The sequence below is a fragment of the Dorea sp. 210702-DFI.3.17 genome, from assembly GCF_020560825.1.
GTDB lineage: Bacteria > Bacillota > Clostridia > Lachnospirales > Lachnospiraceae > Dorea > Dorea formicigenerans.
The window spans coordinates 16952-43491 of record NZ_JAJCNB010000004.1 but is presented as its reverse complement, the minus strand read 5'-3'; the positions used below and the strand labels follow the sequence as shown (position 1 = coordinate 43491).

Sequence of the window (26540 nt, the reverse complement as noted above, 5' to 3'; positions counted from 1 at the left end):
TTCATGAATGCCTATGATAATAAAATAACGAGGACTTAAATATGTTAAGAGATATTGATTTAAATGAAATTTCAGACGGTAGACTATATACTGCCAACGATATGGTAAAAGCTGATTGTATGGGCTGTCAGGGGTGTGCTTCCTGCTGTCAGGGCATGGGAGATTCTATTGTTCTGGACCCGTATGATATGTACCGGTTATGCACGGGTCTTAAGACCACGCCTGCGGCTCTTCTTGCTTCTTCCCTGGAACTTGGTGTCGTAGACGGACTGATCCTGCCTCACCTTAAAATGAATGTAAATACCGATTCCTGCACGTATTTGAATAAAAATGGCCGTTGCAGCATACACCCTTTCCGTCCGGGATTCTGCCGGCTTTTTCCACTGGGGCGTTACTATGAAAATGATTCTTTTTCATATTTTCTCCAGACTCACGAATGTCCAAAACCCGGCAAGGCAAAGATCAAAGTCCGTAAATGGATTGATGAGCCGGATTTTTCAAGGCACGAAAAATTTGTATCCGATTGGCACTACTATCTCAAACCGTTACAAAACTATGCTATGACATCCGAAGACAGTGAAAAGATAAAGGCACTCAGTATTCAGATACTTCAGACTTTTTATCTTCTCCCCTACATAGAAGATGTGGATTTTTATGAGCAGTTCTATCAGCGGCTTTCAAAATGATAAACAAGAATGCCCTACAGACTATAAATATCCTGATTCCAGATATCTGTCAGTCTGTATGGCATTTATGATTGTTTATATTCTAATCTATCTACTTTGTATCATCTTTAATCTTACCGGTTTTTACATTTGGCTCAATAAAGTTTGTATATGCATAATCCCACAGTTTTTGTGAACCTTCTGCTGTATGTGCATTGCGTTCCAGTATCTGGCTTAACCGCACACCCTTGGCAACCCAGTCTTTTCCTTCTGTATAATCATTCAGCATCGCCGGCTGAACATTATCCATCACGTGGGCGAACTTAGCTTCCGGCGTTTGAGCCTCCTCGAATTCTTCCCAAAGTTCACGAAGCTTTTCCCCCTGATCTTCCGGCAGGATTCCGTAGATCCGGTCTGCTGCCTTTACTTCCCGTACTCTCTGAGTTTGCTTTCCTTCCTCATCATATGCATAAGTATCTCCGGCATCAATCTCTACAAGATCATGGATAAGAAGCATACTGAGAACCCGAAGAACATCAATCTCCTCATTGGCATACTCACTTAAAAGCAACGTCATGATTGCCATATGCCATGCATGCTCCGCATCGTTTTCACGCCGCTTTGCATCTGATAAAAAAGTCTGTCTTGTAATAAACTTTTCCTTATCAATCTCCCGGATAAAATCAAATTGTCTGTCTATTCTGCTCTTTTCCTGCTTCTCTTCCATATTCCATGCTCCTGTATCTATATGTTTTTTATTTTTTCCCTTTTTCTTCTTTCTTACACTTTTCCGGCTCTTCTTTTACATCTTCATCTGTAATCTTCTCTGCGCTGCGCTCTTCCATTGTCTCAAATTCTGTATGATGTCCCACATATTTGTAAGCCGGACGGATAATTTTGTTCGCATTTGTCAACTCTTCCAGTCGGTGTGCGCTCCATCCCGGCATTCTGGCAATTGCAAAGATTGGCGTAAAGAGTTCTTGTGGAATACCAAGCATAGAATACACAAATCCACTGTAAAAGTCTACATTTGCGCAGACATTTTTCTGAAGATTTCTCTGCTCTTTGATCATCTTACCTGCAAGACTCTCTACCAGCTCATAGAGAGCAAACTCTTTCATTCGTCCTTTTTCTTCTGCAAGAGCTTTGGCAAATCTCTTCAAGATTACCTCTCTTGGATCAGACAATGTATAAACCGCATGTCCCATACCATAGATCAGTCCGGAATGGTCAAATGCTTCTTTATTCAAAATCTTGTGTAAATAAGCACCCACTTCTTCTTCATTTCCCCAGTTTTTCACATGAGCTTTAATATCATCAAACATATTCTGAACTTTCAGATTCGCACCACCATGTCTAGGTCCTTTCAGAGAACCGATAGAAGCTGCTACTGAAGAGTAAGTATCTGTTCCTGAAGATGTTACTACATGCGTTGTAAACGTGGAATTGTTACCACCGCCATGCTCTGCGTGAAGTACAAGCGCAATATCCAGTACCTTTGCCTCAAGTTCTGTATATTCTCCCTTTGGTCTGAGCATCAGAAGGATATTCTCTGCCAATGACAATCCCTTCTCCGGGTTACGGATAAAGAGCATCTCATCTTTACGGAAATGTCTATATGAATGATAAGAATATACGGCAATAAGTGGCAGTTTTGCAATCAGCTCAAGTGCCTGACGAAGTACATTTTCCGGAGAAATATCGTCCGGATTCTCATCATAAGAATACAGTGTCAATACACAACGCTGCATCGCATTCATAATATTCTCATTAGAAGCTTTCATAACAACATCACGGACAAATCGTCCGGACAGCTCCTGTAATTCAAACATTACATCCAGGAAATGTTCCAGTTCTGTCTTATTTGGTAAATGTCCGAACATCAACAGATATACAGTCTCCTCAAATCCAAATTTTCTGTCTTTCAGACTGTCTACAATATCATTAACATTAATTCCCTGATAATAAAGACGTCCCTCTGCCGGAATATTACGTCCGTTGATCAGATTATATCCTGTTACATCTGAAACTTCAGTCAGTCCTGTCAGGACTCCTTTTCCAGCTGAATCACGCAGTCCACGCTTTACATCATATTCTACATAAAGATTGGGATTAATTCTATGGTTATTACGAAGGGCTTTGCAAAGCTCCTTAAATTCTCCTTTTAAATCTTTATCTTCTTCTAATTTCATGACCTCATTATTACTCATTCCAGGGTCCCTCCTTGCGCCCTCCCGTATCTTTGGGATGTCTTTTTATATTGTGTTATTGTATACATTTAAACAATTGTAACCCATTTTCTAAAAAAATACAACCTCTACTTTTATTTAGAGGCTGTATTTTTATGAATTTTTATGAATTTTTATGAATTATTTTGAATATACCCAAACTGCTTTGATCTGGGAACTGATCTGGGAATAATTCCAGCTTTTCTTGGAATTTTCAAGGCTGAATGGATCACAGATCGTGACATTTCCATTATTATAAGATGTCAATATGATAAAATGTCCGATATCTGTAAAGTCTCCCGGACGCATACTGCAGATGACCGGGTGCCCTGCCTCCAGTTCTTTTGCGATCTCGCTCTCATTCCCATTACTCTCACGGCACGTCAGTCCCCAATGTTCCACGCCTGATGTCATAAATGCCCAGGTCGTATCATTATTCTCATCTACATAATGGTTCTGTGTTGCGTAATCAGCAACTACTGAAGGAGTCACTGTCTTATCTCCGGTAAGCCCTACGACCAGCATAGAAACACAAGTTGGACCGCAACCGCTTACTGCAATAATACTCGTTCCGTATGGAGAATATCCCCATCTTTCATCCCATTGGAGGATCTCCGGAAACATACCGGAATAACCATCTTCTGCTTCCACAGTTGCAGCCGGTGCCTGATCTTTCTTCTTTCCATAATCTTCCACAAACTGTACCGTCTCCGGATTCTTATCCAGAAGTTCAATGACCTTCTCCGGGTATCCTGCCGTAACTGCTTCCTGTCTTACCCTTGCAATTCGCTCCTCTGCCGTCTCTGTCTTCTTAGTCGTATCTGATGTATCCTTATCATCTGTCTTCTCTTTCACAGCTTCACTGTTTGCCTGTACCCCATTCTCAACCGATGTCTTTGCTGCATCCGTTTTTCTGCCGGTCTGAGATGTCTTTGCCTGTATATCAGTCTTTCTTGCCATATTATCAGACTTTAATGCCCATGTTGCACAACCGATGATAACAACAACGACTGCCACTCCTATAAAGAATAACTGTCTGATAACTTGCTGACGTCTTTTCGTATATTTTTTTCGTTTTTTATATTCTGGTTTTTCTTCTAACATTTCTCTTTAGCTCCTTACGAATTTACATTATACTATAAAATCCGTCCTTCGCACAACCATAGAAATCTTATAAAATACTTAATTTAAATGAAGCCAGGAAACTGCCCTTAATCTGACAGCCTTCCCGGCTCCACATTCATGTTTCAAAATTCCTTTTTAAGCAGTCTGTTCAAACTGTGAATTATACAGATCCGCATAGAATCCATTTTTCGCAAGTAGTTCTTCATGTCTGCCCATCTCCACGATATCTCCCTCTTTCATGACCAGGATCAGATCTGCGTCACGAATCGTAGACAGACGGTGCGCGATAATAAAGCTTGTGCGCCCTTTCATCAGGTTATCCATTGCTTTCTGAATACGCACCTCAGTACGTGTATCGACCGAACTTGTAGCCTCATCTAAGATCAAAATCTTCGGATCTGCAAGAATCGCTCTTGCAATCGTCAGAAGCTGTTTCTGTCCCTGGGATACATTACTTGCCTCTTCATTCAGCTCCATACCATATCCACCCGGCAGAGTCTGGATAAACCGGTGTGCATAAGCTGCATCCGCTGCTTTCACCACATCTTCATGTGTAGCATCCAATTTGCCATAACGGATATTGTCTTCAATACTTCCTTTGAACAGCCATGTATCCTGAAGTACCATACCAAACATACGACGCAGTTCTCCTCTGTCAAACTCGCGGATATCATGTCCATCTACCTTGATGGAACCACCTGACACATCATAAAAACGCATCAGTAATTTTACCATCGTTGTCTTGCCGGCTCCGGTCGGTCCTACAATTGCAATTTTCTGTCCAGGTTCTACTTTTACACTGAAATCATGAATAATTGTATGCTCCGGATTGTAGCCAAAATGAACATGCTCAAATTCTACAGCTCCTTCTGGATTCTTTAATACAACCGGATTTTCTGGTGCTGCCTCTTCTTCCGGCTCTTCTAAGAACTCAAACACTCTCTCAGAAGCGGCCGCTGTAGACTGGAGCATATTTGCCACCTGTGCCACCTGCTGGATCGGCTGTGTAAAATTTCTCACATACTGGATAAATGACTGGATATCTCCGACTTCAATAGTCTTCTTAATTGCCAGATAACCACCAAGAATTACAACTGCAACATATCCCAGGTTTCCAACGAACTGCATGATCGGCATCATCATTCCGGATAAGAACTGTGATTTCCATGCAGAACGATACAGTCTGTCATTATCTCTGTCAAATTCATCTATGACATCGTCTTCTTTATTAAATGCCTTTACAATATTATGTCCGCCATAGACCTCTTCTACCTGTCCATTAACATATCCAAGATACTCCTGCTGTTCCTTGAAATATCTCTGGGAACGCTTCACGATCATTCCGATCAGCCCCATGGAAAGTGGAAGGATTAAAATTGCAATCACTGTCATAAGCGGACTGATGCTGAGCATCATGACCAGTACTCCAATGATTGTCGCAACAGAAGTAATAACCTGTGTCGCACTTTGGTTCAGACTCTGGCTTAAAGTATCCACATCATTTGTAATTCGTGAAAGAATCTCACCATGTGTCATCTTGTCAAAATATCCCATCGGAAGTCTGTCAATCTTTTCCGAAATCTCTTTTCTCATTCTGTAAGTCAGTTTCTGGGAAACTCCTGTCATAATGTATCCCTGGATAAATGAGAACAATGCACTGCACACATACAGGCACATCAGTCCGATGAGAATCTTTGCGATCTTATCAAAATCAATTCCACTTCCACCGGAAACTTTACTTATCAGTCCATGAAATAGTTCTGTTGTTGCTTTTCCAAGAATCTTCGGTCCTGCAATATTAAATATAGTACTTCCTATTGCAAATATCACTACAAGGAGAAGACCTATCTTATACTGTGTAAGATATCCCATAAGCTTCTTCATGGTACCTTTAAAATCTTTGGCTTTTTCGGTGCTCATACCGTGTCTGCCACCCATACGTCCTCTTGGCATATTAGTCTTCCTCCTTCATTGCTTCTTTTAATTCACTCTCCGACAACTGGGACGCTGCAATCTGATAGTAGGCATCACAAGTTTTCAGAAGCTCTTCATGCGTTCCTTTTCCAACGATCTTACCGTCATCCAAAACAATGATCTGCTCTGCATGAAGAATTGTACTGATTCTTTGGGCCACGATCAGAACGACACTGTCTGTTGTCTTTTCTTTTAATGCGCTTCTTAGAACTGTATCTGTCTTGTAATCCAGTGCAGAAAAGCTGTCATCAAAAATGTATACATCCGGGTGTTTTGCTATGGCTCTCGCGATGGAAAGTCTCTGCTTTTGTCCACCGGAAACATTGGCACCTCCCTGTGAGATCGGGCTCTTGTAGCGTTCCGGCTTCGTGTCGATAAATTCGACAGCCTGTGCAATCTGAGCCGCCTCTGTCATCTCCTGCTCACTTCCAGCCGGATTACCGAACATAATATTAGAAGCAATATTTCCTGAGAACAGCACTCCTTTCTGTGGAACATATCCCAGTTTATCACGAAGTTCATGCTGTGTCAGATCTCTTACATCCTGTCCGTCAATCGTAATCTTTCCTTCTGTCACATCATAGAATCGCGGAATCAGGTTGACCAGTGTAGATTTACCACATCCGGTACTTCCGATAAATGCTGTCGTTTCTCCCGGTTTTGCGGTAAATGTAATGTCATGCAGTACATCTTCTTCTGCTCCCGGATAGTGGAAGGATACATGTTCAAATGCAACTTCGCCTTTGCCGTTTTTAGGAAGTGTCTTTGGCTCCTTTGGATCATGGATTTTTGTCTCGCTCTTCAAGACTTTATCCACACGCTCTGCAGAAACTGCTGCTCTTGGAAGCATAACCGAAATCATACAGATCATAAGGAATGACATAATAATTTGCATTGCATACTGGATAAATGCCATCATATCTCCGACCTGCATTGCTCCGTCATTAATACTGTGTCCACCGACCCACACAATCAGAACGGTAATCCCATTCATCACAAGCATCATAGTCGGCATCATAAATGTCATGGCACGGTTGACAAATAAGTTCAGTTTTGTCAGATCTTTATTTGCCTTGTCAAAACGTTCTTCCTCATGTTTCTCTGTATGGAACGCACGGATAACCGGAAGTCCGGTCAGAATCTCTCGGCTGACCAGATTCAGTTTATCTACCATGTTCTGTACGATTTTGAATTTCGGCATAACTACAATGAAAAGCACTGCCACAACCATAACAATAAGCAGCACTGCCAGGCCTATGATCCAGAACATATCCACATTTGTCTTAGATACTTTCAAAATTCCTCCGATTGCCATGATCGGCGCATACAGCACCATACGAAGAATCATGACTGTCAGAAGCTGAATCTGCTGAATATCATTGGTACTTCTTGTAATTAATGATGCGGTCGAGAATTTGTCAAACTCTGCGTTAGAAAATCCAATGACTTTGCGGAAGGTATCACGTCTGAGTCCACGTCCGACCTTAGCTCCAACTCTTGATGCCATAAGACAGGCAAGAATACTTGCTGCCATGCCAAGTGCTGCAAGTCCCAGCATCTTTGCACCTGTTTTTAAAATATACACCGTACTCATATGTCCGGTATCCAGACCAATCTGTTCGTACGTGGATTTCACATAAGAAATTGCTGCCTGATCCAGAATCGAATCCGGCATCTTATCCATCTGCTCCGTAATCTTATCAACAATTGCTGCTCTCTGCGTATCATCCATCATGCCAAATATGTCAAACACAGACATCTTCTCGATTCCCGGCACCTGGCTCATCTGCTCTTTTAACTGCCCTTCCATCTGCTTTGTTGTATCACTGCCATTCTCAAATCCGGCAGTCAGCATCATCGGAAGTTTCATCTCTTCTGTAAGTGCATCAAGCTTTTCATTATCTGATTTCACTGAATCTTTCAATGTCAGCACTTCTCCATCGTAATCAAAGCTTTCACTACTTTTTTCATATGCATCCTGAATATCCTGCCTGTCGTCCTCCGACACAAACAATAGCAGCCGGTTCATTTCTTCTTCAGAAATATTCTCCGGAATTTCCTCATCGATACCGCTCTGCTGAATTCCTACATTTACAATATTCGAAGTATAGGTCGGCAGAGACAGATCACAGTAAGCCTGCACGACAAGGACACATAATATCAGAAGTACCCGTGGTGCATATGGCTTTAAAAACTGAAATAATTTTCTCATAAGCTGTCTTATCCTTTCTCGTTATTACTATAATAAATGAAATTTTTCTTTTCTATTAAATCGATTTTTCCGGCATTTTCGGCGGTCTGGTCTTCTCCATGATCTCACACATATCCATTCCTTGAAACTCTTTGTACCTGAGCACATTTTCTCTCATTTTTAAAAGCGTCTCCTTCATTTCCTGCCGTTCTTCTGCAGAAATACCTTCATACAGCCTTTTCTCCAGATTTCGCATCATATGCTGAAGTCCATTCAGACACTCAATTCCCTGATCAGATATTCGAATCCTCGTAATCCGCTGGTCTTTCTCATCCTGCTCCCGCAGAACATATCCTTGTTTTTCCATTTTTTTCAGCGCCGCTGTCATAGACGGTGGCGTCACTCCCATGCGCTTAGCAAGCTCTTTTTGGGATAATCCGCCTTCACTTCGCAACACAACCAATATTCCTGCCTGATTTGGTTTTAATCCGCAGGATTCCATCTCTTTCAAAGTCTGGTATTTAGCAAGATGCGCCACCTGCTGAATCAACATAAATCCAGATTCCATCCATTTATCATTCACAGTTTTCTCACCTCCCAATTCAAAGTTCTTTTTATCTCAGTCGAGAATACTCCCACCTCTTCAAGGTGAGTAATAGCAAATTTGTCTCAGTGGGAGTTAGGTCTCCGACTGAGATAAACGCTCCGCGAGGATGCGCAGTGATTCTGATAGGAATATGTCAGCTTCTCTGACCAGAATCACGCGCCAAGTCTCACGGACGTTCGACTTGAATTGTTTTGAACTTATTTTGTAAAATCAATTCATTTTTTAATAATTAGACGACTAATTATTAAATGCCTAACGGTTAGAATAATCACTTTGAATGTAAATGTCAATAGGATTTATTATTTTTTTATAATTATCCATGATGGGATCATATCCAGGATTCATCTCCCAGCTGATATATTAACAGGACCGGAACACAATACATAATTACAAATGTACTGCATCCCGGCCCTGTTGCCATTCAAGGATTAAATCTTATAAAGTTTCAGAATCTAACACGATTGTAAATGGTCCGTCATTAATAAGACTGACTTTCATATCCGCTCCGAATCTTCCTCTTTCTACAACCTCTACCTGTTCCTTGCATTTTTCAATAATGTATTCATACATTTCCGAGGCCATATCCGGTGCTCCGGCTTCGATGAAGCTTGGCCGGTTTCCTCTCTTGCAGTTTGCATATAATGTAAACTGAGAGATGAGAAGAAGTTCTCCTCCTACCGCATCCAGTGACAGATTGGTTTTTCCCTGTTCATCTTCAAAAATACGAAGTCCTAACATTTTCTTTACCATCTTGTCAGCCACTTCTTTTGTATCATCATTGCTGACTCCGATCAAAACCATAAATCCTTTCCCAATTTTCCCAAGGCTCTCTCCGTCTACCTTTACTTCACTTTCTAACACTCTCTGAATTACGAATCTCATTTTCTCTCTCTCCTGTCTTTTGTATTTACATAATCCTTTTATGCCTGCCCATTTTTTAATTTTTCTCTCTTGTCCGGAAGCTGTGCAAGTATAATTGCCACAAACATCAACACACAGCCTATTCCTTCTCTCGCTGACAGTGTTTCTCCTAATATTATCCAGCCAGAAAGTACAGAAAAACAAGATTCCATACTTAAAAGCAGTGATGCAATCGCCGGATTCGCATGCTTCTGTCCGAGGATTTGTAATGTATATGCCACCCCACAGGACATGACTCCCGCATATAAAATCGGCATCCGGGCATCTAATATATTTCCAATTTGCGGCGTTTCTGTCAGGAACATAAACGGCAGTGATGCAATTCCACACACAAAGAACTGGATACATGACATTTTCACACCATCTACTTTTGGTGAATAATAATCAATCACCAGAATATGTACTGCAAAAACCAATGCACAGGCAAAAATCATAATGTCGCCCTTGCCAATTGAAAATCCTTCTTTAATACATAAGAAATACAGCCCTATCAGTGCCAGAAATACTGACATCCACACTTTCCAACCTGCTGCTTTCTTTAGAAATATCCCAAGAACCGGAACAAACACAATATAAAATGCGGTAATAAATCCTGCCTTTCCTGCTGTTGTGTACTGAATCCCCATCTGTTGGAGGCTGCTTGCTGCAAATAAAAGCAGACCACAGGCAATTCCTCCCTGAATCAGATCTTTTCTTGTTCCGTCCACTTCCGGCTTCCCATTCATCTTTTCCAACAACCAGATACACGGCAAAAGCGTCACTCCTCCAATAAAGCTTCGCACTCCGTTAAATGTAAATGGTTCAAGAAAGTCCATTCCTACGCTTTGTGCAACAAATGCGGTTCCCCAAATCAGAGAAGTCAGTAACAACATAACTGCATTCTTTGGTTTCATCTCTCTTCCTCCTTGCGCAATTCAAATTATTATAGCATATTTTCTATAAATATTGCATAAATTCTTCTATTGACCTTTTCGTATTTTATTTATCTCTTCAATAATAACCTCGACATTCTTGTTTCAATGTCTTATTCCCATTAATGAAATCTATTTTTTCAATCTGAATTTCGCTATTATCTGACATTGCGATTTTATTTTTATTATTTTCAATTTTTATATTGACATTTTCATTATTAAGTGATATATTATAGTCAAACAAAAGAAGAAATTAAAAATAAAAAAACTAGAAATCCGAAAGGAGGATAAACCACCAGGAACATAAAAGAAACACCCCATAATAAAAGAAAGGACAGGTTATCAACCGAAAGGTATAGTCCAATGTACTCAGAAGAGATAAATTAAGAGCGCTTCATCAAAACAAAAAAATTGATGAAGCGCTCTTAATAATTTATATCATTCTAATTATTCAAAAATTCTCCAACATTGTTACTGCAAGGATTAGCACATATAAACTGACATCCCCATCATATAAACTGCACCATAATACAATATGAGTAACACAGCACCCATCAGAAGACTCTGCTTTTTCTCAATAGTTCTTACTGCAATCAGGCTATCTGATATAAGAAATGCACAGGCGCCTGCTGCCAGAAAATATCTACTTCTTCCTGGTACAATAACCGCTGCACTAACTGCCATAGATACCATAGAACTTAAGACCGCTGCATAGAGAAGTACAGGAATCTTTAATTTCCCAAGTTTCGGCAATCCTTTATGAAAAATCATAAGAAACACGCCGTAGATTCCAAGTATTCCCAGAATACTGCCAATTTGAATCCCTTCTATCCTGTAAATTCCTGCAATAAAACAAAAATGTGCAATACCAAATGTAACGACTCCCCATAAAAATTCCAATTCTAAAAGCACATCTGCAAATACGCAGAACAAAAGACCGACAAATATCATCCAGTCTGAAAATCCCTGTTTTCCCGCTGCCAGACCGCTTCCACAATTCCAGACCGTCATACAGGTTGCTGACGCTTTAAATACTAAAGAACCCTTCGGGTAGCGATCCCGAAGGGCACCATATAAAGTTCCAAATACTATCATAAGTAGCAGCGTTGCTGCTATCTGGTGTATCATGCGTTTGCCTGCCCGTCGTTTAGTCCGAGCATCTTTTCAAATTCCTTCTTCAGAAAATCACAGGTCGGTTTGTTCCACTGTGTCCCTTCCAGTCCATTTTCTGATTTTATGATCTGCAAAGCCAGAAGCAATGCATCTACTGCTTCTTCATGCTCCAGATTATGCAGATTTGACACAACATATTCTTTTGCCTGACGCGGTGATATCCCTGCTTTTTTTGCAAGTGCCCGACAAAAAGTCTCGAACCCAATTTCAGTCTCTCCACTCATCCAGATCATATCATCGAACTGTTCATATTTTTTTACATATTCATTTATAATCTCTTTGGCTTCCTCATCCAGATCATATCCGTATCTCTCAGCTATCTCTTCCAATTCTTTCCAATAAGAAACATCTACAGCCGAATAATTCATGCTGATTCTAAGACAGCCTCCGGTCTTATGGATCTCAGTCTGAAAATCCTCTTCCCAAGTCGGACATACCAGCATCTTAACGCCGTTCACAATACCGCCCTGTATAATCTTTTCCTTCATTACTCCACTCCGCCTCCATTCTCAAATCTTCATGGGACTCTGCTGTTATATTTCACCGTTCTGGCGAATTCAAGAATGCCTCTACATTCTGTTTCTTATTCTATCTCACGCCAACTACTTTTGTCAAATCATGACTTACAATAAGATACTGTCCTCTATATTTTGAATCTATATTTCCAATCTGTGTTTCAACTCTCTATACATCAAAATCTCCACTTCGGTAAGCACGCAGTAACATCTTTAATCCTTCAATATCCTCTTTGATTTTCGCACCAATATCCGTATTGCGCACCATCAGTCGTTCACTCTCTGTCTCCACCAGTTCTGATTTGGATTCGATATCCTTATTCTCTGTCAAAGCCGCATAGACACTCTGAAATGGCTGATGGGATTTGATTCGGATTCCATGCGAGTTAAATATTAACGTATATCCTGCTATTCCAGTCGTCTTATGATAACTCTTACAGAAGCCTCCATCAATGACAAGCAGTTTCCCATTGGCCCGTACCGGATGTTCTCCCTTTGATGTTCTGACTGGCGTATGTCCATTGATAATATGAGAGCTCTCGGAATACAATCCAAATTCATGAAGAATCATATTACAGACTTTCTCCTCATGATAGAATTTATAATATGGATTTGATTGTTCAACCCACGTATTTTCATCCAGTACATAAGTCCGCTCAAATGTCTTAATATTTCTTCCGGAAAGAGGGGATTTTCTTCCACACCAGAGATACCACATAAAATCACGGTCTTTTTGTCTGGCATCTTTTGACCACGCCCGTCTGGCAATTCTCTCCGCGTAATCCAGATACTCTCTTCCATGATATCTCTTCTTGCCAAATGCAACGCCTTCCAGATTACCACTTTCATCTAATGGCACACAGCCATGATAGAGCAGATTCCCATTAAAAATGCGATACATACTTCCCTTCTGATACAGAAATTCAATATGCTGTCTGAGACGTATGCTGTTCACAAATGCCATACGAAGCCCTTCCATCACCTGTTCTTCTTCCTCAGACAACTGATAAATATCTTCTATATCGCCCGAATCAAAATTCACTGTCGGAAATGCCTCTTTTTTAATTGCATGTTCAGTTCCATCAATTTCTACTGTCTGCTTTTCCACATTTACTTTGTGAAGAAGCAGCTTGTCTGTCATATTGTAATCCGGATTTCTTAAGATTACCTGTCCTTCCAACTTAAAAAGCATGACAGAAATCGCTTTTAATGCAGCTTTCATTGGTTCCTCGCTCGGATATATCTTTTCTGCAAAAAGAGCCAGATTCCGCAGACTGATTCCATAACTATTCTCAAGAATCTTCGTATTATTATATTTCAGGTTATTTCGGACAACCGTTGCAATGCATGCCTTGCTTCCCGCTGCCGCTCCCATCCAGAGAATATCATGGTTCCCCCACTCAATATCCAGAGAGTGATATTGCATCAGAAGATCCATGATCCGGTCTGCACATGCACCACGATCAAATATATCTCCCACAATATGTAAATGATCCACTGCAAGACGTTTGATCAGTCCTGCCAGCACTTCAATAAATTCATCTGCATTGTCAAGTTCCAGAAGCGTATCTAGAATATTTCTGTGATAAACTACCTGATTATCATCTTCATCTTTCTGTACATGAATCAGCTCATCTAAAATATATGCATACTCTTTCGGCATTGCCTTACGAACTTTAGAACGTGTGTATTTTGAAGAAAGAAGCCGCGCAATATCAATCAGTTTTCCAAGTGTTGCACGATACCACTCCTCATTATTCTTTCCTTCTTTCCGCACAAGTTCCAGCTTCTCCACCGGATAATAGATCAATGTACAGATTTCCTCGCGGTCAAAATCAGAAAGTGTCTCACCGAACAGCAGGTCTACTTTTTCCCGGATAACACCGGAACAGTTATTTAAAATATGGCAGAACGCTTCATATTCGCCATGAAGATCGCTCATAAAATGTTCTGTTCCTTTTGGCAGACTTAATATTGCCGTCAGGTTGATAATTTCCCTGCTGACAGCCTGTTCTGTCGGATATTTCTCCGCTAATAATTCCAGATATCTCTCGTCATTCATAAAATTGTTGTCCTTCCATATTATCTCAATTATTGCTTTCCCGCTTCTGTTACAAGTATACATTTTTTTCCACACCAGTGCAACTATACTCCCAAAAAGAGAGTCGGTTTCCCGGCTCTCCTAAATCCACAATCAAGTAACTTGCTCCCACCTGTAGAGGAAGAGGCATTCTTGCTATATTTTCTATCTAAAATTTTATTAATCCGACTAAAGACTCCATAGTTTGTGTGTTTGACTTACTGTTTATATCTATCTTCTCCTAAATATTTTTCTAGTCATTGCAATATAAAATTGCTTATACAGTCTCTCCCTTAAGAGTCCTGGTATTCTGGATAATATACAGAGCGACCGATATGACCATCATTATAGCGCACAAACCAATCAACAGATCTGATACCATCGGTGTAATGTGGAACCATATAATATGCACCGCTGCAGTTCCATATAATAAAAAGGTTACTATCTTTCCATGCCAGTCTGCACCATGTACTTTTCCTGTCTTTCGTATCACAATACATCCACTGACTACCATATACAGCTCCTTACCTGCCATTATTACGATTAAAAGAAGCACATGCGGAAAACGAGTAAACAGACAGATTAACATCGCTGCCTGTGTCAGCTTATCAGCCACCGGATCAAGTATTTTTCCTAAATTACTAATCCTATGGAATCTTCTTGCGATATATCCATCAGCAAGATCCGTAAGACCAGACAGCAATAAGATTTCACCAGCTAACAGAGGATTTTTCTTTACACAATAACTCCATATAATTACCGGAATCAGACAAAGCCGAAAAAAAGAAAGAAGATTAGGAACCGTAATAATTCTATTCAAATTTTCTTCCTGATTCACTTCACTCTGCATGTACGGTCACCTCACTTTCCTTTTTTTTAGACATAAACCAATAAAATATAACACAAAATGCTAAAGCAAACACAACACCAAAAACATTTTGAATCACTCTAAGACTAACCGCTCCTTGTAGTCCATAAGTCTCTGCAGCAATGGCTAAAGCACCAAATGTGTTAAATACTGCCTGCCAGCCATATTGTGCTGAAAATCCTACACCGATTCCACCAAGAATTCCTATATATGCATAGATTGACGAAGGAAGCAGAAAATATAATACTGTAAAACATATAACACCTGCAATATTTCCGACAATCCTTTTACGGACTCTGTAGTGCATATCTTCCATAAACGGCAAAATCGTGGACATGGCCGCAATACCAGCCCACATTGCACGTGGCATATTACAAAGTTCTGCAATGCAAAGGACAATCGGTACGCATAAAATCTGACATATCTGCCATTTTGTTCTGGAAGAAGTGATATCAAATTCTTGTATCAGATCTTTCAGATTTCTTTTATAAGTTCTGTTTTTATGATTTCGATAAAATACGAAGCAGGTAAGTGCTGCACCTAAAGCCATTCCGACTAATCGCATCTGATAGCTTTTTCCCGTAACATCATAACCATATAGCAGCAGATACCCAAGAACCAATGTAGATTGATTAAACATGAATGGATTATGGCATCCGAACAGAATCAACACAGCCAGTGCCGCAATATTTAACAGCATTCCCAATACCGGTGAAAACTGATTTGCTAAATGCGGACATACAGTCATAATTACAAAGAACAAAGCCAAAAGTATCGTAGATTGTCCGGTGTGGATCCCCAGATCCGCATTTCGAAACACCATGAGACATAATAAGACTACTACACCTACAATGCTGTTCTCATTTCCAAATAGGATGCTGAAAATACTAACAAAGAAAAAACAAAATGCCATTGTAACAGCTATCTTCACCAGATATACCCACATATGATATAATTTTTCTTTTAGTGTTTCACTCTTTTTCAACAGGTTTTTAGAACCTGTCTGATTTAACTGCAACTCCTGATAAAATGTCATATAAATTCTCCCATCTTCTAATTTATCTTAAAACTATATAATCTCATCTTTCTGCTTTGGCAGCTCTATAACAAATCTGCATCCACCATATTCACGGTTTTCTGCTTTGATTGTTCCTCCGGCACTATCTACAATCCGTTTTACAAGTGCAAGACCTAGGCCATTTCCTTCTGCTTTATGAGATCCGTCTACCTGATAGAACTTGTCAAATATTCTGGATTTTACATCATCCTCTATTCCTGGTCCTTCATCTTCCAGAATGAACTTAACAGAATCCTGTTCTTGTTTCAGAAACATCGTAATTGTCCCCTTTGAAGGGCTGAACTTAATCGCATTATCCAAAAGATTTATCCAGATATGCATAAAAAGTCCTTCATTCCCAGTATATTTAACTTCCTCCAATTCTACCTGAAAACCAATTTCTTTTTCTGTCCATTTTGTTTCCAATGAAAGAAATGCTTGGCGGATCTGTTCATCCAGACGATATTCTGTTTTTTTCATTGGTATATTCTGATTCTCTAACTTGGATAACAGCAAAATATTACCAACCAATCCGGAAAGTCTTTGGGTGTTAAATAAGATTTTTTCTACATATTCCTCTTGATCCGGAGACAGTTCTTCTCCCTGAAGCAGCATTGTATATCCTTCAATGGCATTAATCGGGGTCTTAAACTCATGAGAAACATTAGATACAAAATCCATCTGCAGCACCTCTGTTGCACGAAGTTCTTTTGTCATAACGTTAAAACTTTGATAAGATTCTCCAACTTCTGCTATACGGCTGTTCGTTTCCAAATGCTGTTCAAAATCTCCCCGAGAAACTTCCTTCATTGCTTTACTAAGTCTGGTAATTGGTTCCAGTAACTTTGCATTAATAAAGGAAGTGATCAGCCCTGCAATCAATGTATTGAAAATCAAAAGCCAGCCAAGCACAGGTATGCTGCCCGGCAGATTAAAAAAATGATTCAAAAAAGCAAATAATAAAGCAGATATGACTGTTGAAAATACAAGTGCCAGCCAGATTGCACCAGTCAGACAGGATCGGATCCGCAATCCTTTTTCTTTCTTTTGTTCCATTATTTTTTCACCACCTTGTATCCAATTCCACGCATTGTTACGATTTCAAAATCAGGGTTATCTTTAAAACGCTCTCTGATTCTTCCTATATGTACCTCTATCGTATGTGGGTCTGCCTCCGTCTCGTATCCCCATACTTCATCCATCAACTGTTGTTTTGTAAATGTTCTGCCTGGCGAAGCTGCAAGCTTATATAAAAGCAGGAATTCTTTTTTAGGCAAAACAAGACTTTCCTTATCAGTTGTAACCGTCATTGCATCATAATCAAACTCTGTTGAACCGATCACAATTTTGTGTTCATTCAGTATCTGTGCACGGCGAAGCAGTGCTCCGACTCTTAAAACCATTTCATTCACATTTACCGGTTTTACCATATAATCGTCACTTCCCGAAAGAAATCCCTGGCGCATATCATCAAAGGAACCTTTCGCAGTGATCATAAGTACCGGTATCTGATATCCTGCTGAACGGAGTTCCGACACCAGTTCATAACCATCCATAACCGGCATCATAATATCGGAAATGATCAGATCAATATATTCCTTATCCAATACTTCTAATGCCTGTGCTCCATCCGATGCACTTTTGACTTGATATCCATTCTTCTCAAGCACTTTTTGGAATAGCTGGCTTAATTCTTTATCATCTTCTACAATCAATATTTGAAACACGTTTTCCTTCCTCCTTATTAAAACAGATACCTTGCCCATCCAAGCAGATGCTGTACCAAAAATATTTTTCTCTGACGTTTCTTTGTTAATTCGATTGGCTCTACATGATATGGATCATTATAAGTTCCGCCTTCTAATATCTGGCGGGACACTTTTTCATATTCCATCATGCCCTCTTCCAACTGTTTATTAATATCTTTACTGCGTATTACAAGCATCAGTTCCGTATCCAGATATGCACTTCTCATGTCCATATTAAAGGAACCGATTACAGACAGATCATCGTCAATCAGAATACTTTTTCCGTGGTAAGAATAGCCGCCTTCATACTCCCAGATATCAATTCCTGTATTTAAAATTCTGTTTCTGTTTCTCGCATAATCAGCAGAACCAAACGGATTTCCATTGTTGGCAACCGAATTGGTCATGATAGAAAAATCCGGAACTCTCTCCGCAATCTCTTTCCATGTATTATACATCATATCATTGCAGATAATATATGGTGTATGAATTTTCACGCGCTCTTTTGCATTTTTCATTAGTTCTCCCAGATAATACCAGACTACTGGTTCCTTGGGACCTGTGTGGATAGGATTTGACACTAATGCAATCTTTTCTGTCTCAAAAGTTTCGTCCGTGTAATCGGTCTCGCAGATTCTTTCCTTATTCTCTTCAAAATATTTCTGATAGCTGTTCTGCAGCTCTAAAACTGCGTTCTTTACAGATTTTCTATTTGCCAGTCTTTTATTGTTATGAAAATAACCACTGTCTTCCTGATTCCATATGGTTTCAAAATACTCTGACAACTGGTTAACTGAATTTTCTTTCTCAGGTTCATCGCAAACCACTAACACGTCTCTGTCATAGTTCTTATGTCCCGGAAAATCACCCAGGAAATAATTGTATGTATTTCTTCCCCCAAGAATATATCTCTTTCCATCTGCAATCAAATATTTATCATGCATTCTACCCATCATTTTCCACGGTTTCAACGGATTGGCCTTATTATACAGTTTAATTTCACCATTCTCATGGGAAGATAATCCATAGAAATACGGATTTCCTTCCATATCAATCCAGCTCTCCATTCCATCTACTAACAGACGAATATGTACACCTCTGTCTGCCGCATCATGCAGTGCTCCTAAAATCAATTTTCCACTTTCATCGGATTGAAATGCAAAAGTAGAAAGAATAATTTCCTTTTTTGCATTCTTGATCAAACGCACTCTTTGTAAAAGCGCTTCTGGATTCTTTTCTATAATTACTGCCCGTTCTGTATTTTCACTGCATTCGTTCCATGACCCATTTTTTGTTTCTTTTTTGGTTGTATTGGACACTTCCGGCTGCTTTTTATATGCAACGCAGATTCCGAGCAATTCATAAAAAGCCACACATAAAAAAATTGCCAGTATAACAAGAAGGATTTTACATATTTTATGCTTTTTCATTGTACATCACCTGATTCCTTTTTATTTCATACTTATACAATACAAAGTCAATCTCAATTTAACCTCAACAAAATTTATTTTTTTCATCCATGCAAAATCTTCTTTGTACAACAGACTGTTAGATATAGCAAAAACGGCCTTTCAAAAACAGTTAACTTCTAAATCAACTGTTTTTTGAAAGGTCGTTTCATCAGATTCTTATAGCAATCCAGCAAATAATCTCATAAATAATTGTCCCAGTCGCAAATATGCACTTCGTCCGGTTTGATATTGGTCTGTCACATCACGACATTCTCCCATCGTTCTTATCAGATCATTTTTTATTTCCACAACTGCCTGACAATCTGCCATAAAACAGCCGTTTTCAAAATGGTGATATAAACTTCGATAATCCAGATTAATTGTTCCACAAGTTGCCATACAGTCATCTGCCACACTCATTTTTGCATGACAGAAACCAGGAGTCCACTCATAAACACGAACACCATGTTTAACTAATCCATGATAAAAAGAACGAGTTATATTATAAATGAATTTTTTATCAGGGATACCAGGTGTGATAATTCTTACGTCTACCCCTCGCTTAGCAGCCAGACATAACGCATGCGTCATTTCATCTGTTATGATTAGATATGGAGTCATAAACCAACAATATTTTTCAGCTTTATTTATCATACTGATATAAACTTCTTCTCCTACTTGCTCATTATCCATAGGGCTGTCTGCATAAGGTTGAACAAACCCAGTTTGCTGTGCCGCATAATCATAGTAGAAAAGGTATTTACTAAAATCAGAATCATTAGCATCCTTATCACTTACTGCATTCCACATTTCCAAAAATGTCACCGTAAGCGACTGAACAGCATCTCCTTCTAAACGAATACCTGTATCTTTCCACTGTCCATACGGGTGTGTGTAATTAAAATATTCGTTTGCTAGATTATATCCACCTGTAAATCCGACTTTTCCATCAATAACTGTTATTTTTCTATGATCACGATTGTTCAAAAACAGATTTAAACCTGGCACAAACGGATTGAATACACGGCAATGAATTCCTATTGCCTCCATCTTTTTCACAAAATCTGTGTTAATAAAGCCAATAGAACCCATATCATCGTAGAATACTCTAACTTCCACACCTGCTTTTACTCGCTCTTCCAGAACATCTTGAATCTTATGCCATGCTTCAGCGTCTTCTATCGCATGATATTCCATAAAGATAAACTTCTGTGCTTTCTCCAAATCCTTAAGCTGTGCCTCTAATCCTTTCACTGCTTCATCAAAATACACAATATCCGTATTCTGATAGATTGGATACTGCGAATTTCTTTGTATGTAACTTGCTATATTTCCTGCTTTCGGAATTGTTTCTTTTATTTTGCTCAAACACTCCTGACTGTCTGGAAGCATTGGTAACAATTTGCTATCAATTTCTGCATATCTCTCACGCATTTTATGTGTGCCACCATTCAAACCAATCAACAAATACAGGCCTACACCCATAATTGGGAAAATTAGAATTAAGATGACCCAAGGCATTTTCATAGAGGATGTCTTATTTGATGCGTACAATCCCAAAACCAAGATCCCACTCAAAATCCTTGTAAATAAATTTATGATTTCTGCATATTCATTCAAGCGTGTTACGATAGTAATAATAAAAATCACTTCCAGAAGAATGCAGATTATGGAAAAACACAGCCGTTTTACCCCATTTTTTGTTTTTGCTTTGCCCTCGAAAGTATCTTGTTTCATATATATTCCACCTTCCTACTTGCTCAGTTTTCTCCCTAAATTTCGTGGAACATACCAATTTTGTCTTTTATTCTCTGCATTTCATTATCTGCTTCAATGATAGCTCTTGCAGAATGAAGTAATTCTTCACTTATCTCATCATAGCCAGGCATTTCTTCAATTCCTTTTTTATAGCGAAGTTGATGTTCCAATGTTGCCCAGAAATCCATACCATTGGTTCGAATCTGTAATTCTACACGCATAGGTGTTTTACCCTTAGCAAAAAATACTGGTATTTCAACAATCATATGATAGCTTCGATAACCATTCGATTTTGGATTTTTATATAATCTTTTATTTCAATAACTTTAATATCATCCTGTTGGGTAATCAAATCTGATATCATATAAATATCGTCAATAAACGCACAAACTATTCAAACGCCTGCTACATCGTTGAGATATGTCTGTATATTTTCTGTTGTAAATTCATATCTCATTCCCAAGTGTGATTCAAATGATAACATATCTAAAATTTTCACAGATAAACCATTCATTTTTAGCAACTGCTCATTCATAAGCACACCTTCTCTCATCTGGACTTTTCATTTATGTTACTACAGATATATTGAATTATCAAGACTGCAAATGTGGCGCAAATTCCATGTAAAAACTGTATTGCAGGGAATGATTCGATATGCAAGGTTCGAGAAAAAATATACCTCTATTAATATCTCAAACTTTTTCGGTGATTTTCGAGTTGGAAAAAATATTTTGAAAAAGAGTGAGAAAACTGATGCGCAAAAATGTTTTACTGATGAAGAACGAATTCGCATATGGAACACTTCATATTCAGCGTATTGAGACTAGGGCATTCACTCAAGATACAAGTACTGCCAAAAAGAAAAGTTATATAAACAACCAAAGGTTATTATCAATTTGACATTCAACAAAAAGCTGAGCGAAAAAAACAGATTGAACAGGCAATTAATTATTAGGTGATTACTATGGTGATTACTCTCAAGAATTAAGAAAACAAAAAAGCCTTACAAAGCCCGTATTTATAGGCTTTGTAAGACCTTAGTCAACAGGGGATGAGAGAATCGAACTCCCGCCAAAGGTTTTGGAGACCCCTATCATACCACTTGACCAATCCCCTATTTAAGTAAATTGTGTGTCTGTCTCCGTGACACTAGATATTTATACCATATTTATTGGTGGGTTGTCAATAGGTGATTTTAAAAAAAGCTCAAAATTACTTTTAAGGAAATTGCTTTTAATTTCATATTATATAAAAATAACTTCCGGACTGTACGATTTACAACCGGAAGTTACCTGATTTTATTTTACCTTATATCTAACTTTTATCTATCTCCCCAGACTTCTTCTGCAATTTCTTTTACAAGTTTTAATTTTTCCCACTGCTCTTCTTCTGTCAGCTTGTTACCGATCTCGCAAGATGCGAATCCACATTGTGGACTTAAGTACAGGCGATCCAGTGGAACGTATTTCTCTGCTTCATGGATTCTGGCAATGACTTTTTCTTTATCCTCTAACTGTGGTATCTTTGTCGTAATGAGTCCAAGTACGACCTTCTTATCTCCAGATACTTTTGCAAGTGGTGCGAAACCTCCTGATCTCTTGTCATCATACTCCAGATAGTAGGCATTTACATTTTCCTCTCCAAACAGAAGGTCTGCAACGGAATCATATGCACCGGAGCTGAAGAACGTAGAATGATAGTTCCCTCTGCACACATGTGTATTGATTACAAGGTCTTCCGGTGCCTGTGCAACAACCTGGTTATTCAGTTTCAGCAGACGCTTCTTATAATCTTCCAAAGCCTGTCCGTTTCTTCCGGTCAGAGCTGTCGCCATTTTTGCATCTACCATACCGCCCCATACACAATCATCGAACTGAAGATTTCTGCATCCTGCCGCATAAATCTCCTGAACGAATTCTCCATAAGCTTTGATGACATCATCTGCAAATGCTTCTTCTGAGCCATAGATTTTTAAAGTCGTAGCAAGAAGCTGCGCTCCGGTGAAGTAAGCATAGAACTGTCCCGGTGAAGGGATGGTCTGTTTTGCAACTGTATTTTCATCTTCCAATGCTTTTACATATTTAAAATGTTCTACAAACGGGTGATTCTTTACAGAAATCTTTCCTGTCATATAGGTATCATCAATCATGGCTGCTTCTGCGTCAAATGTTGTATTTCCCTCTACTGTCTTCTGATGCTCGATACCTTCAAATCCCCACATAAAGTCAAGATGCCAAGTGGATCTTCTGAACTCTCCGTCTGTGATAACATGGTAGCCAAGTCCCTTGATTTTATTTACTAAATCAACGATACACTCGTCTTCTACTTTTGTCAGATCAGCCTGTGTAATTTTTCCCTCTTCAAAATCTTTTCTTGCATCTTTTAATCTCTGTGGTCTTAAAAAACTTCCTACAAAATCATATCGAAATGGTGTCTTCATAATTATTATCTCCCAAATTTTAATAAACCTATCGTAATTTTAAACTTGTGTTGCGATAGATTTATTGTAATTTATTTCAAATGTTTTGTATAATAGCTAAAAATATCTGTTTGTTATAACTTTAAATTATGGCAGGATTTATGTTTTTAGGAATGGCTTACGGAATATATATGAAGGCATCAGCTTTGTCATGACTGCTATGTTCGTCGTTATCTTCATGGATCAGTGGCTGAAAGAAAAGAATCATACATCTTCATTACTTGGACTTGGAATTTCTTTTCTCTGTCTCCTTGTATTCGGACCGGACTCTTTTATGATTCCGACCATGTTTTTGATTATCGTCTCATTGACATTATTACGCAAAAAGCTTGATATCCCGAATCAAAAAAACTACTCGTGACATCATTTCGACAAATGTGCTTCTGAAAAAATGAAGTAGCAATAAAAAACACAGGAGGTTTGCTAACATGACATTAGCTCAACAAATCATCACTATCGGACTTTGTGTACTTGGTACAATGACTACACGTTTCCTGCCTTTTCTTGTATTTCGTGAAAACCGGGAAACTCCTAAGTTCATTCAATATGTTGGAAAATTTCTTCCATCCGCAGTTTTCGGCATGCTGGTCGTTTACTGTCTGAGAAATGTAAATGTATTGCAAGGTACACATGGAATCCCAGAGTTCATTTCCATTCTCATTACTGCAGGACTTCATATCTGGAAACGTCAGATGCTGGTATCGATTGCAGGAGGAACCATCTGCTATATATTATTGCTACATTTTTGTTAAAAGACCTATGCATCAAAATCAGCCACAAATTCACCTTCCGGTGTTTTCATTTTCAGGATTCCAAGATTAAAATCCTCTTCTTGAATTGTAATGTGATATTCAAAAACTACGTCATCTTCAAATTTAGACAACAGAATATACTCTCCATTATCCTTTCCGTCAATCTGATCACAGATATCATCATACACATCTGCTCCGGAAATATTTCTTGGATATCCTGCATCCTTAATTTTTTTCTCAATTGCTTCGTATAATTCGTTCATACATTTTCCTCTCTTTCTTCTATGTGAGGCTATCCCCCACATTCTTGTCTTTCTTAATTATAGCTTTTTTCTTTTGTTCATCATATTCCAAGCATTTCCAGCAATTCTATATGAGGATGGTTCATGTCAGCCTGATATATATCTATATAATTTAATGCCGCGCTTTCATCCATAAATGCCGGAAACAAAAATCCACACTCGGGTTCTCCCGGTTCATAATCACCACTCACCGGGCAAATCGCGCAGATTAGATATTCATACATTTTCTCGGATTCTCCCTGACGCTCATGATCCGTTCCCTTCACCGGAATATCGTAACGGTCGTGAAACACGTAAACAGCATAATCACCTTTCGATTTATAATTTGCTCCTACAATCTCATAAAATGTCTCCATTAATACATCATTTTTCAGTCCGCATGCCCGCATTCCCATCAAAAGTTTCCACAAGCTGTCATTTTGCATATTTTCCTGCAAAAATTTGTATTCTTGCAAGTTTTGATTCGTTTCTGCAAACGGAACTTTCTTTGCAATCTGCAAGTTTTTCTCTCGATCCGCCGGACTTAATTTCAAAAATGCAATATTAAATGTCCCGTCAATGCAACCGTCTGAATCCATGTATCCCCCGGCTATCCTTGTCATTGATGTTCGCTTAACTGTCATGCGCCTTGTAAGCGCCAGCATATCTTCTCTGTCTATCATTCTCTTCTTAACAAGCTCCTTACTACTTTTACAATCAGCTTTTCAATCATTAATAATATTATAATGGGCGATGAATATTATGGCAAATACTGTTGCTGATTTATTACTATTTATTTAGCATTAACTTAGATTTACCTTATTTATGTATTTGAATTTTATTTAGAAATGGACAGCTCCTTACATATTTTTATATATTTATCCGTATAAATACTGTCTTTTTCCCAGATAAAATCAAAATCATGCTGCATCTTAAAATCCGAAAGCTTTATTTCTTTCAACACTCCCGACTCTAATTCATCCGCGACTGCAATCTTATACATAAATGAAATTCCACAATCCCGTTTTAACAGACCTATAATCGTGTGCATATTTTCCACTTCTATACAACGCTCAAAGTCAGAAATTTCCATTCCTCGTGCCAAAAGCAACTCTTCCAGTATATTCCTTGTCCCCGAGCCACTCTCCCGTACAATCAAACGTTCGTTTTTCAGATCATTCATAGTCTTTGTATTCTTCTTCAGAAATGTATGGGAAACCTTGCAGACCCCAATGTAATCTTCTGTACTATAATTCATGTGTCCGTAACTATCTTTTGGATAATTTCCTTCCACTAAAGCAAGATTAATCTTCCCTTCATCTAATAACGAAAGCAACTGTGACGTATTCCCAAAATGAATATGTAAATTCATATCTGGATGATGATTCATAAAATCCGCAATCCTGTCAACAACTGCATATTCTCCAATCGTCATTGTAACTCCGATAGATAATAATTCGATATCTCCACTGACACTTTTCATTTCTTCTAAAATCGAGAGCTGATCATTTCTCATAGTCATCAGACGCTTTTTAAGTATCTTTCCGGTCTGGGTAATATACAATTGTTTATTGTGATACAAGAATAACTGGGTATTATATTCGTTTTCAAGGAAACGAATATGTTGCGAAACAGCCGGTTGTGTAATATTTAATCTCTTTGCTGCCTCTGTAAAATTCATGGTTTCACACACTGTGAGAAAGGTATTTGCCCTAAAATCTAACATATTATTTTTCCCTTCTGGTTTGCTATTTTA

General features: G+C 38.8%; 24 protein-coding genes, 1 tRNA gene and 1 pseudogene. 3 read left to right on the top strand and 23 right to left on the bottom strand.

Annotated features, from left to right (window positions below; all coding sequences use genetic code 11):
- Positions 1-41: 41 nt before the first annotated feature.
- Positions 42-686 (top strand): YkgJ family cysteine cluster protein, encoded by a 645-nt coding sequence (locus LI149_RS04740; RefSeq protein ID WP_173785630.1) that lies wholly within the window; start codon positions 42-44, stop codon positions 684-686.
- 91 nt (positions 687-777) lie between these two features.
- Here LI149_RS04740 and LI149_RS04735 read toward each other — a convergent pair whose 3' ends face one another.
- The 20 genes and pseudogenes from LI149_RS04735 to LI149_RS04640 form a co-directional block, all read right to left on the bottom strand.
- Entirely contained in the window at positions 778-1392 is a 615-nt protein-coding gene (locus tag LI149_RS04735) for an HD domain-containing protein (RefSeq protein WP_227143021.1), read from the bottom strand.
- A gap of 28 nt (positions 1393-1420) precedes the next feature.
- On the bottom strand, positions 1421-2875 hold the full coding sequence (locus LI149_RS04730; protein ID WP_117494592.1) for a citrate/2-methylcitrate synthase: 1455 nt from the start codon (positions 2873-2875) through the stop codon (positions 1421-1423).
- 159 nt (positions 2876-3034) lie between these two features.
- Positions 3035-3997, bottom strand: a complete 963-nt coding sequence (locus LI149_RS04725; RefSeq protein ID WP_227078497.1) for a C39 family peptidase — start codon at positions 3995-3997, stop codon at positions 3035-3037.
- 156 nt (positions 3998-4153) lie between these two features.
- Positions 4154-5971, bottom strand: coding sequence for an ABC transporter ATP-binding protein (locus LI149_RS04720; RefSeq protein WP_005335481.1), 1818 nt, complete (start codon positions 5969-5971; stop codon positions 4154-4156).
- A 1-nt stretch (position 5972) separates the two neighbouring features.
- A complete protein-coding gene (locus tag LI149_RS04715; RefSeq protein ID WP_227143020.1) occupies positions 5973-8204 on the bottom strand; it encodes an ABC transporter ATP-binding protein in 2232 nt (743 codons plus the stop codon).
- Positions 8205-8259: 55 nt separating this feature from the next.
- Entirely contained in the window at positions 8260-8766 is a 507-nt protein-coding gene (locus tag LI149_RS04710; RefSeq protein ID WP_005340748.1) for a MarR family winged helix-turn-helix transcriptional regulator, read from the bottom strand.
- A 459-nt stretch (positions 8767-9225) separates the two neighbouring features.
- Positions 9226-9672, bottom strand: coding sequence for a D-aminoacyl-tRNA deacylase (gene dtd, locus LI149_RS04705; RefSeq protein WP_005340750.1), 447 nt, complete (start codon positions 9670-9672; stop codon positions 9226-9228).
- 38 nt (positions 9673-9710) lie between these two features.
- The gene (locus tag LI149_RS04700) at positions 9711-10604 is read right to left on the bottom strand and encodes a DMT family transporter (protein ID WP_029732125.1); all 894 of its coding nucleotides are present in this window, start codon (positions 10602-10604) and stop codon (positions 9711-9713) included.
- 501 nt (positions 10605-11105) lie between these two features.
- Entirely contained in the window at positions 11106-11750 is a 645-nt protein-coding gene (locus LI149_RS04695; RefSeq protein WP_173785635.1) for a lysoplasmalogenase, read from the bottom strand.
- Positions 11747-12283 (bottom strand): hypothetical protein, encoded by a 537-nt coding sequence (locus LI149_RS04690; RefSeq protein WP_005335465.1) that lies wholly within the window; start codon positions 12281-12283, stop codon positions 11747-11749. The genes LI149_RS04695 and LI149_RS04690 overlap by 4 nt, the downstream gene beginning before the upstream one ends.
- 196 nt (positions 12284-12479) lie before the next feature.
- On the bottom strand, positions 12480-14372 hold the full coding sequence (locus LI149_RS04685) for a fructose-1,6-bisphosphatase (protein WP_227078493.1): 1893 nt from the start codon (positions 14370-14372) through the stop codon (positions 12480-12482).
- A gap of 295 nt (positions 14373-14667) precedes the next feature.
- Positions 14668-15240: a CDP-alcohol phosphatidyltransferase family protein gene (locus tag LI149_RS04680; protein ID WP_227078492.1), complete on the bottom strand. Its 573-nt coding sequence runs from the start codon at positions 15238-15240 to the stop codon at positions 14668-14670.
- Entirely contained in the window at positions 15230-16294 is a 1065-nt protein-coding gene (locus LI149_RS04675; RefSeq protein WP_005335448.1) for an FUSC family protein, read from the bottom strand. Before LI149_RS04675 ends, LI149_RS04680 begins: the two co-directional genes overlap by 11 nt.
- A gap of 33 nt (positions 16295-16327) precedes the next feature.
- Entirely contained in the window at positions 16328-17371 is a 1044-nt protein-coding gene (locus LI149_RS04670; RefSeq protein WP_055195606.1) for a HAMP domain-containing sensor histidine kinase, read from the bottom strand.
- Complete coding sequence (locus LI149_RS04665) at positions 17371-18081, bottom strand: response regulator transcription factor (RefSeq protein ID WP_003693048.1); 711 nt, start codon at positions 18079-18081, stop codon at positions 17371-17373. Before LI149_RS04665 ends, LI149_RS04670 begins: the two co-directional genes overlap by 1 nt.
- Positions 18060-19493 carry a phospholipase D family protein gene (locus tag LI149_RS04660; protein WP_227143019.1) on the bottom strand — a complete coding sequence of 478 codons (1434 nt, stop codon included), beginning with the start codon at positions 19491-19493 and terminating at the stop codon, positions 18060-18062. Before LI149_RS04660 ends, LI149_RS04665 begins: the two co-directional genes overlap by 22 nt.
- Before the next feature lie 198 nt (positions 19494-19691).
- On the bottom strand, positions 19692-21251 hold the full coding sequence (gene cls, locus LI149_RS04655) for a cardiolipin synthase (protein WP_215683865.1): 1560 nt from the start codon (positions 21249-21251) through the stop codon (positions 19692-19694).
- A gap of 35 nt (positions 21252-21286) precedes the next feature.
- Positions 21287-21723: pseudogene (locus LI149_RS04650) on the bottom strand (GTP pyrophosphokinase family protein); the annotation flags it as partial.
- Positions 21724-22317: 594 nt separating this feature from the next.
- A tRNA-Trp gene (locus LI149_RS04645) sits at positions 22318-22388 on the bottom strand.
- A 205-nt stretch (positions 22389-22593) separates the two neighbouring features.
- The gene (locus LI149_RS04640; protein WP_227143018.1) at positions 22594-23712 is read right to left on the bottom strand and encodes a 5-methyltetrahydropteroyltriglutamate--homocysteine S-methyltransferase; all 1119 of its coding nucleotides are present in this window, start codon (positions 23710-23712) and stop codon (positions 22594-22596) included.
- A gap of 199 nt (positions 23713-23911) precedes the next feature.
- Between LI149_RS04640 and LI149_RS04635 the strand changes: the two genes are divergently transcribed.
- The gene (locus LI149_RS04635) at positions 23912-24112 is read left to right on the top strand and encodes a hypothetical protein (protein WP_227078489.1); all 201 of its coding nucleotides are present in this window, start codon (positions 23912-23914) and stop codon (positions 24110-24112) included.
- A 67-nt stretch (positions 24113-24179) separates the two neighbouring features.
- A complete protein-coding gene (locus LI149_RS04630; protein ID WP_173785643.1) occupies positions 24180-24503 on the top strand; it encodes a branched-chain amino acid transporter permease in 324 nt (107 codons plus the stop codon).
- Between the two features lie 5 nt (positions 24504-24508).
- Here LI149_RS04630 and LI149_RS04625 read toward each other — a convergent pair whose 3' ends face one another.
- From LI149_RS04625 to LI149_RS04615, 3 genes are all read right to left on the bottom strand, one after another.
- A complete protein-coding gene (locus tag LI149_RS04625; RefSeq protein ID WP_005340787.1) occupies positions 24509-24766 on the bottom strand; it encodes a hypothetical protein in 258 nt (85 codons plus the stop codon).
- 80 nt (positions 24767-24846) lie between these two features.
- The gene (locus tag LI149_RS04620) at positions 24847-25467 is read right to left on the bottom strand and encodes a DUF4317 family protein (protein ID WP_227143017.1); all 621 of its coding nucleotides are present in this window, start codon (positions 25465-25467) and stop codon (positions 24847-24849) included.
- Positions 25468-25622: 155 nt separating this feature from the next.
- Positions 25623-26510, bottom strand: coding sequence for a LysR substrate-binding domain-containing protein (locus LI149_RS04615; RefSeq protein WP_227143016.1), 888 nt, complete (start codon positions 26508-26510; stop codon positions 25623-25625).
- Positions 26511-26540: the final 30 nt, after the last annotated feature.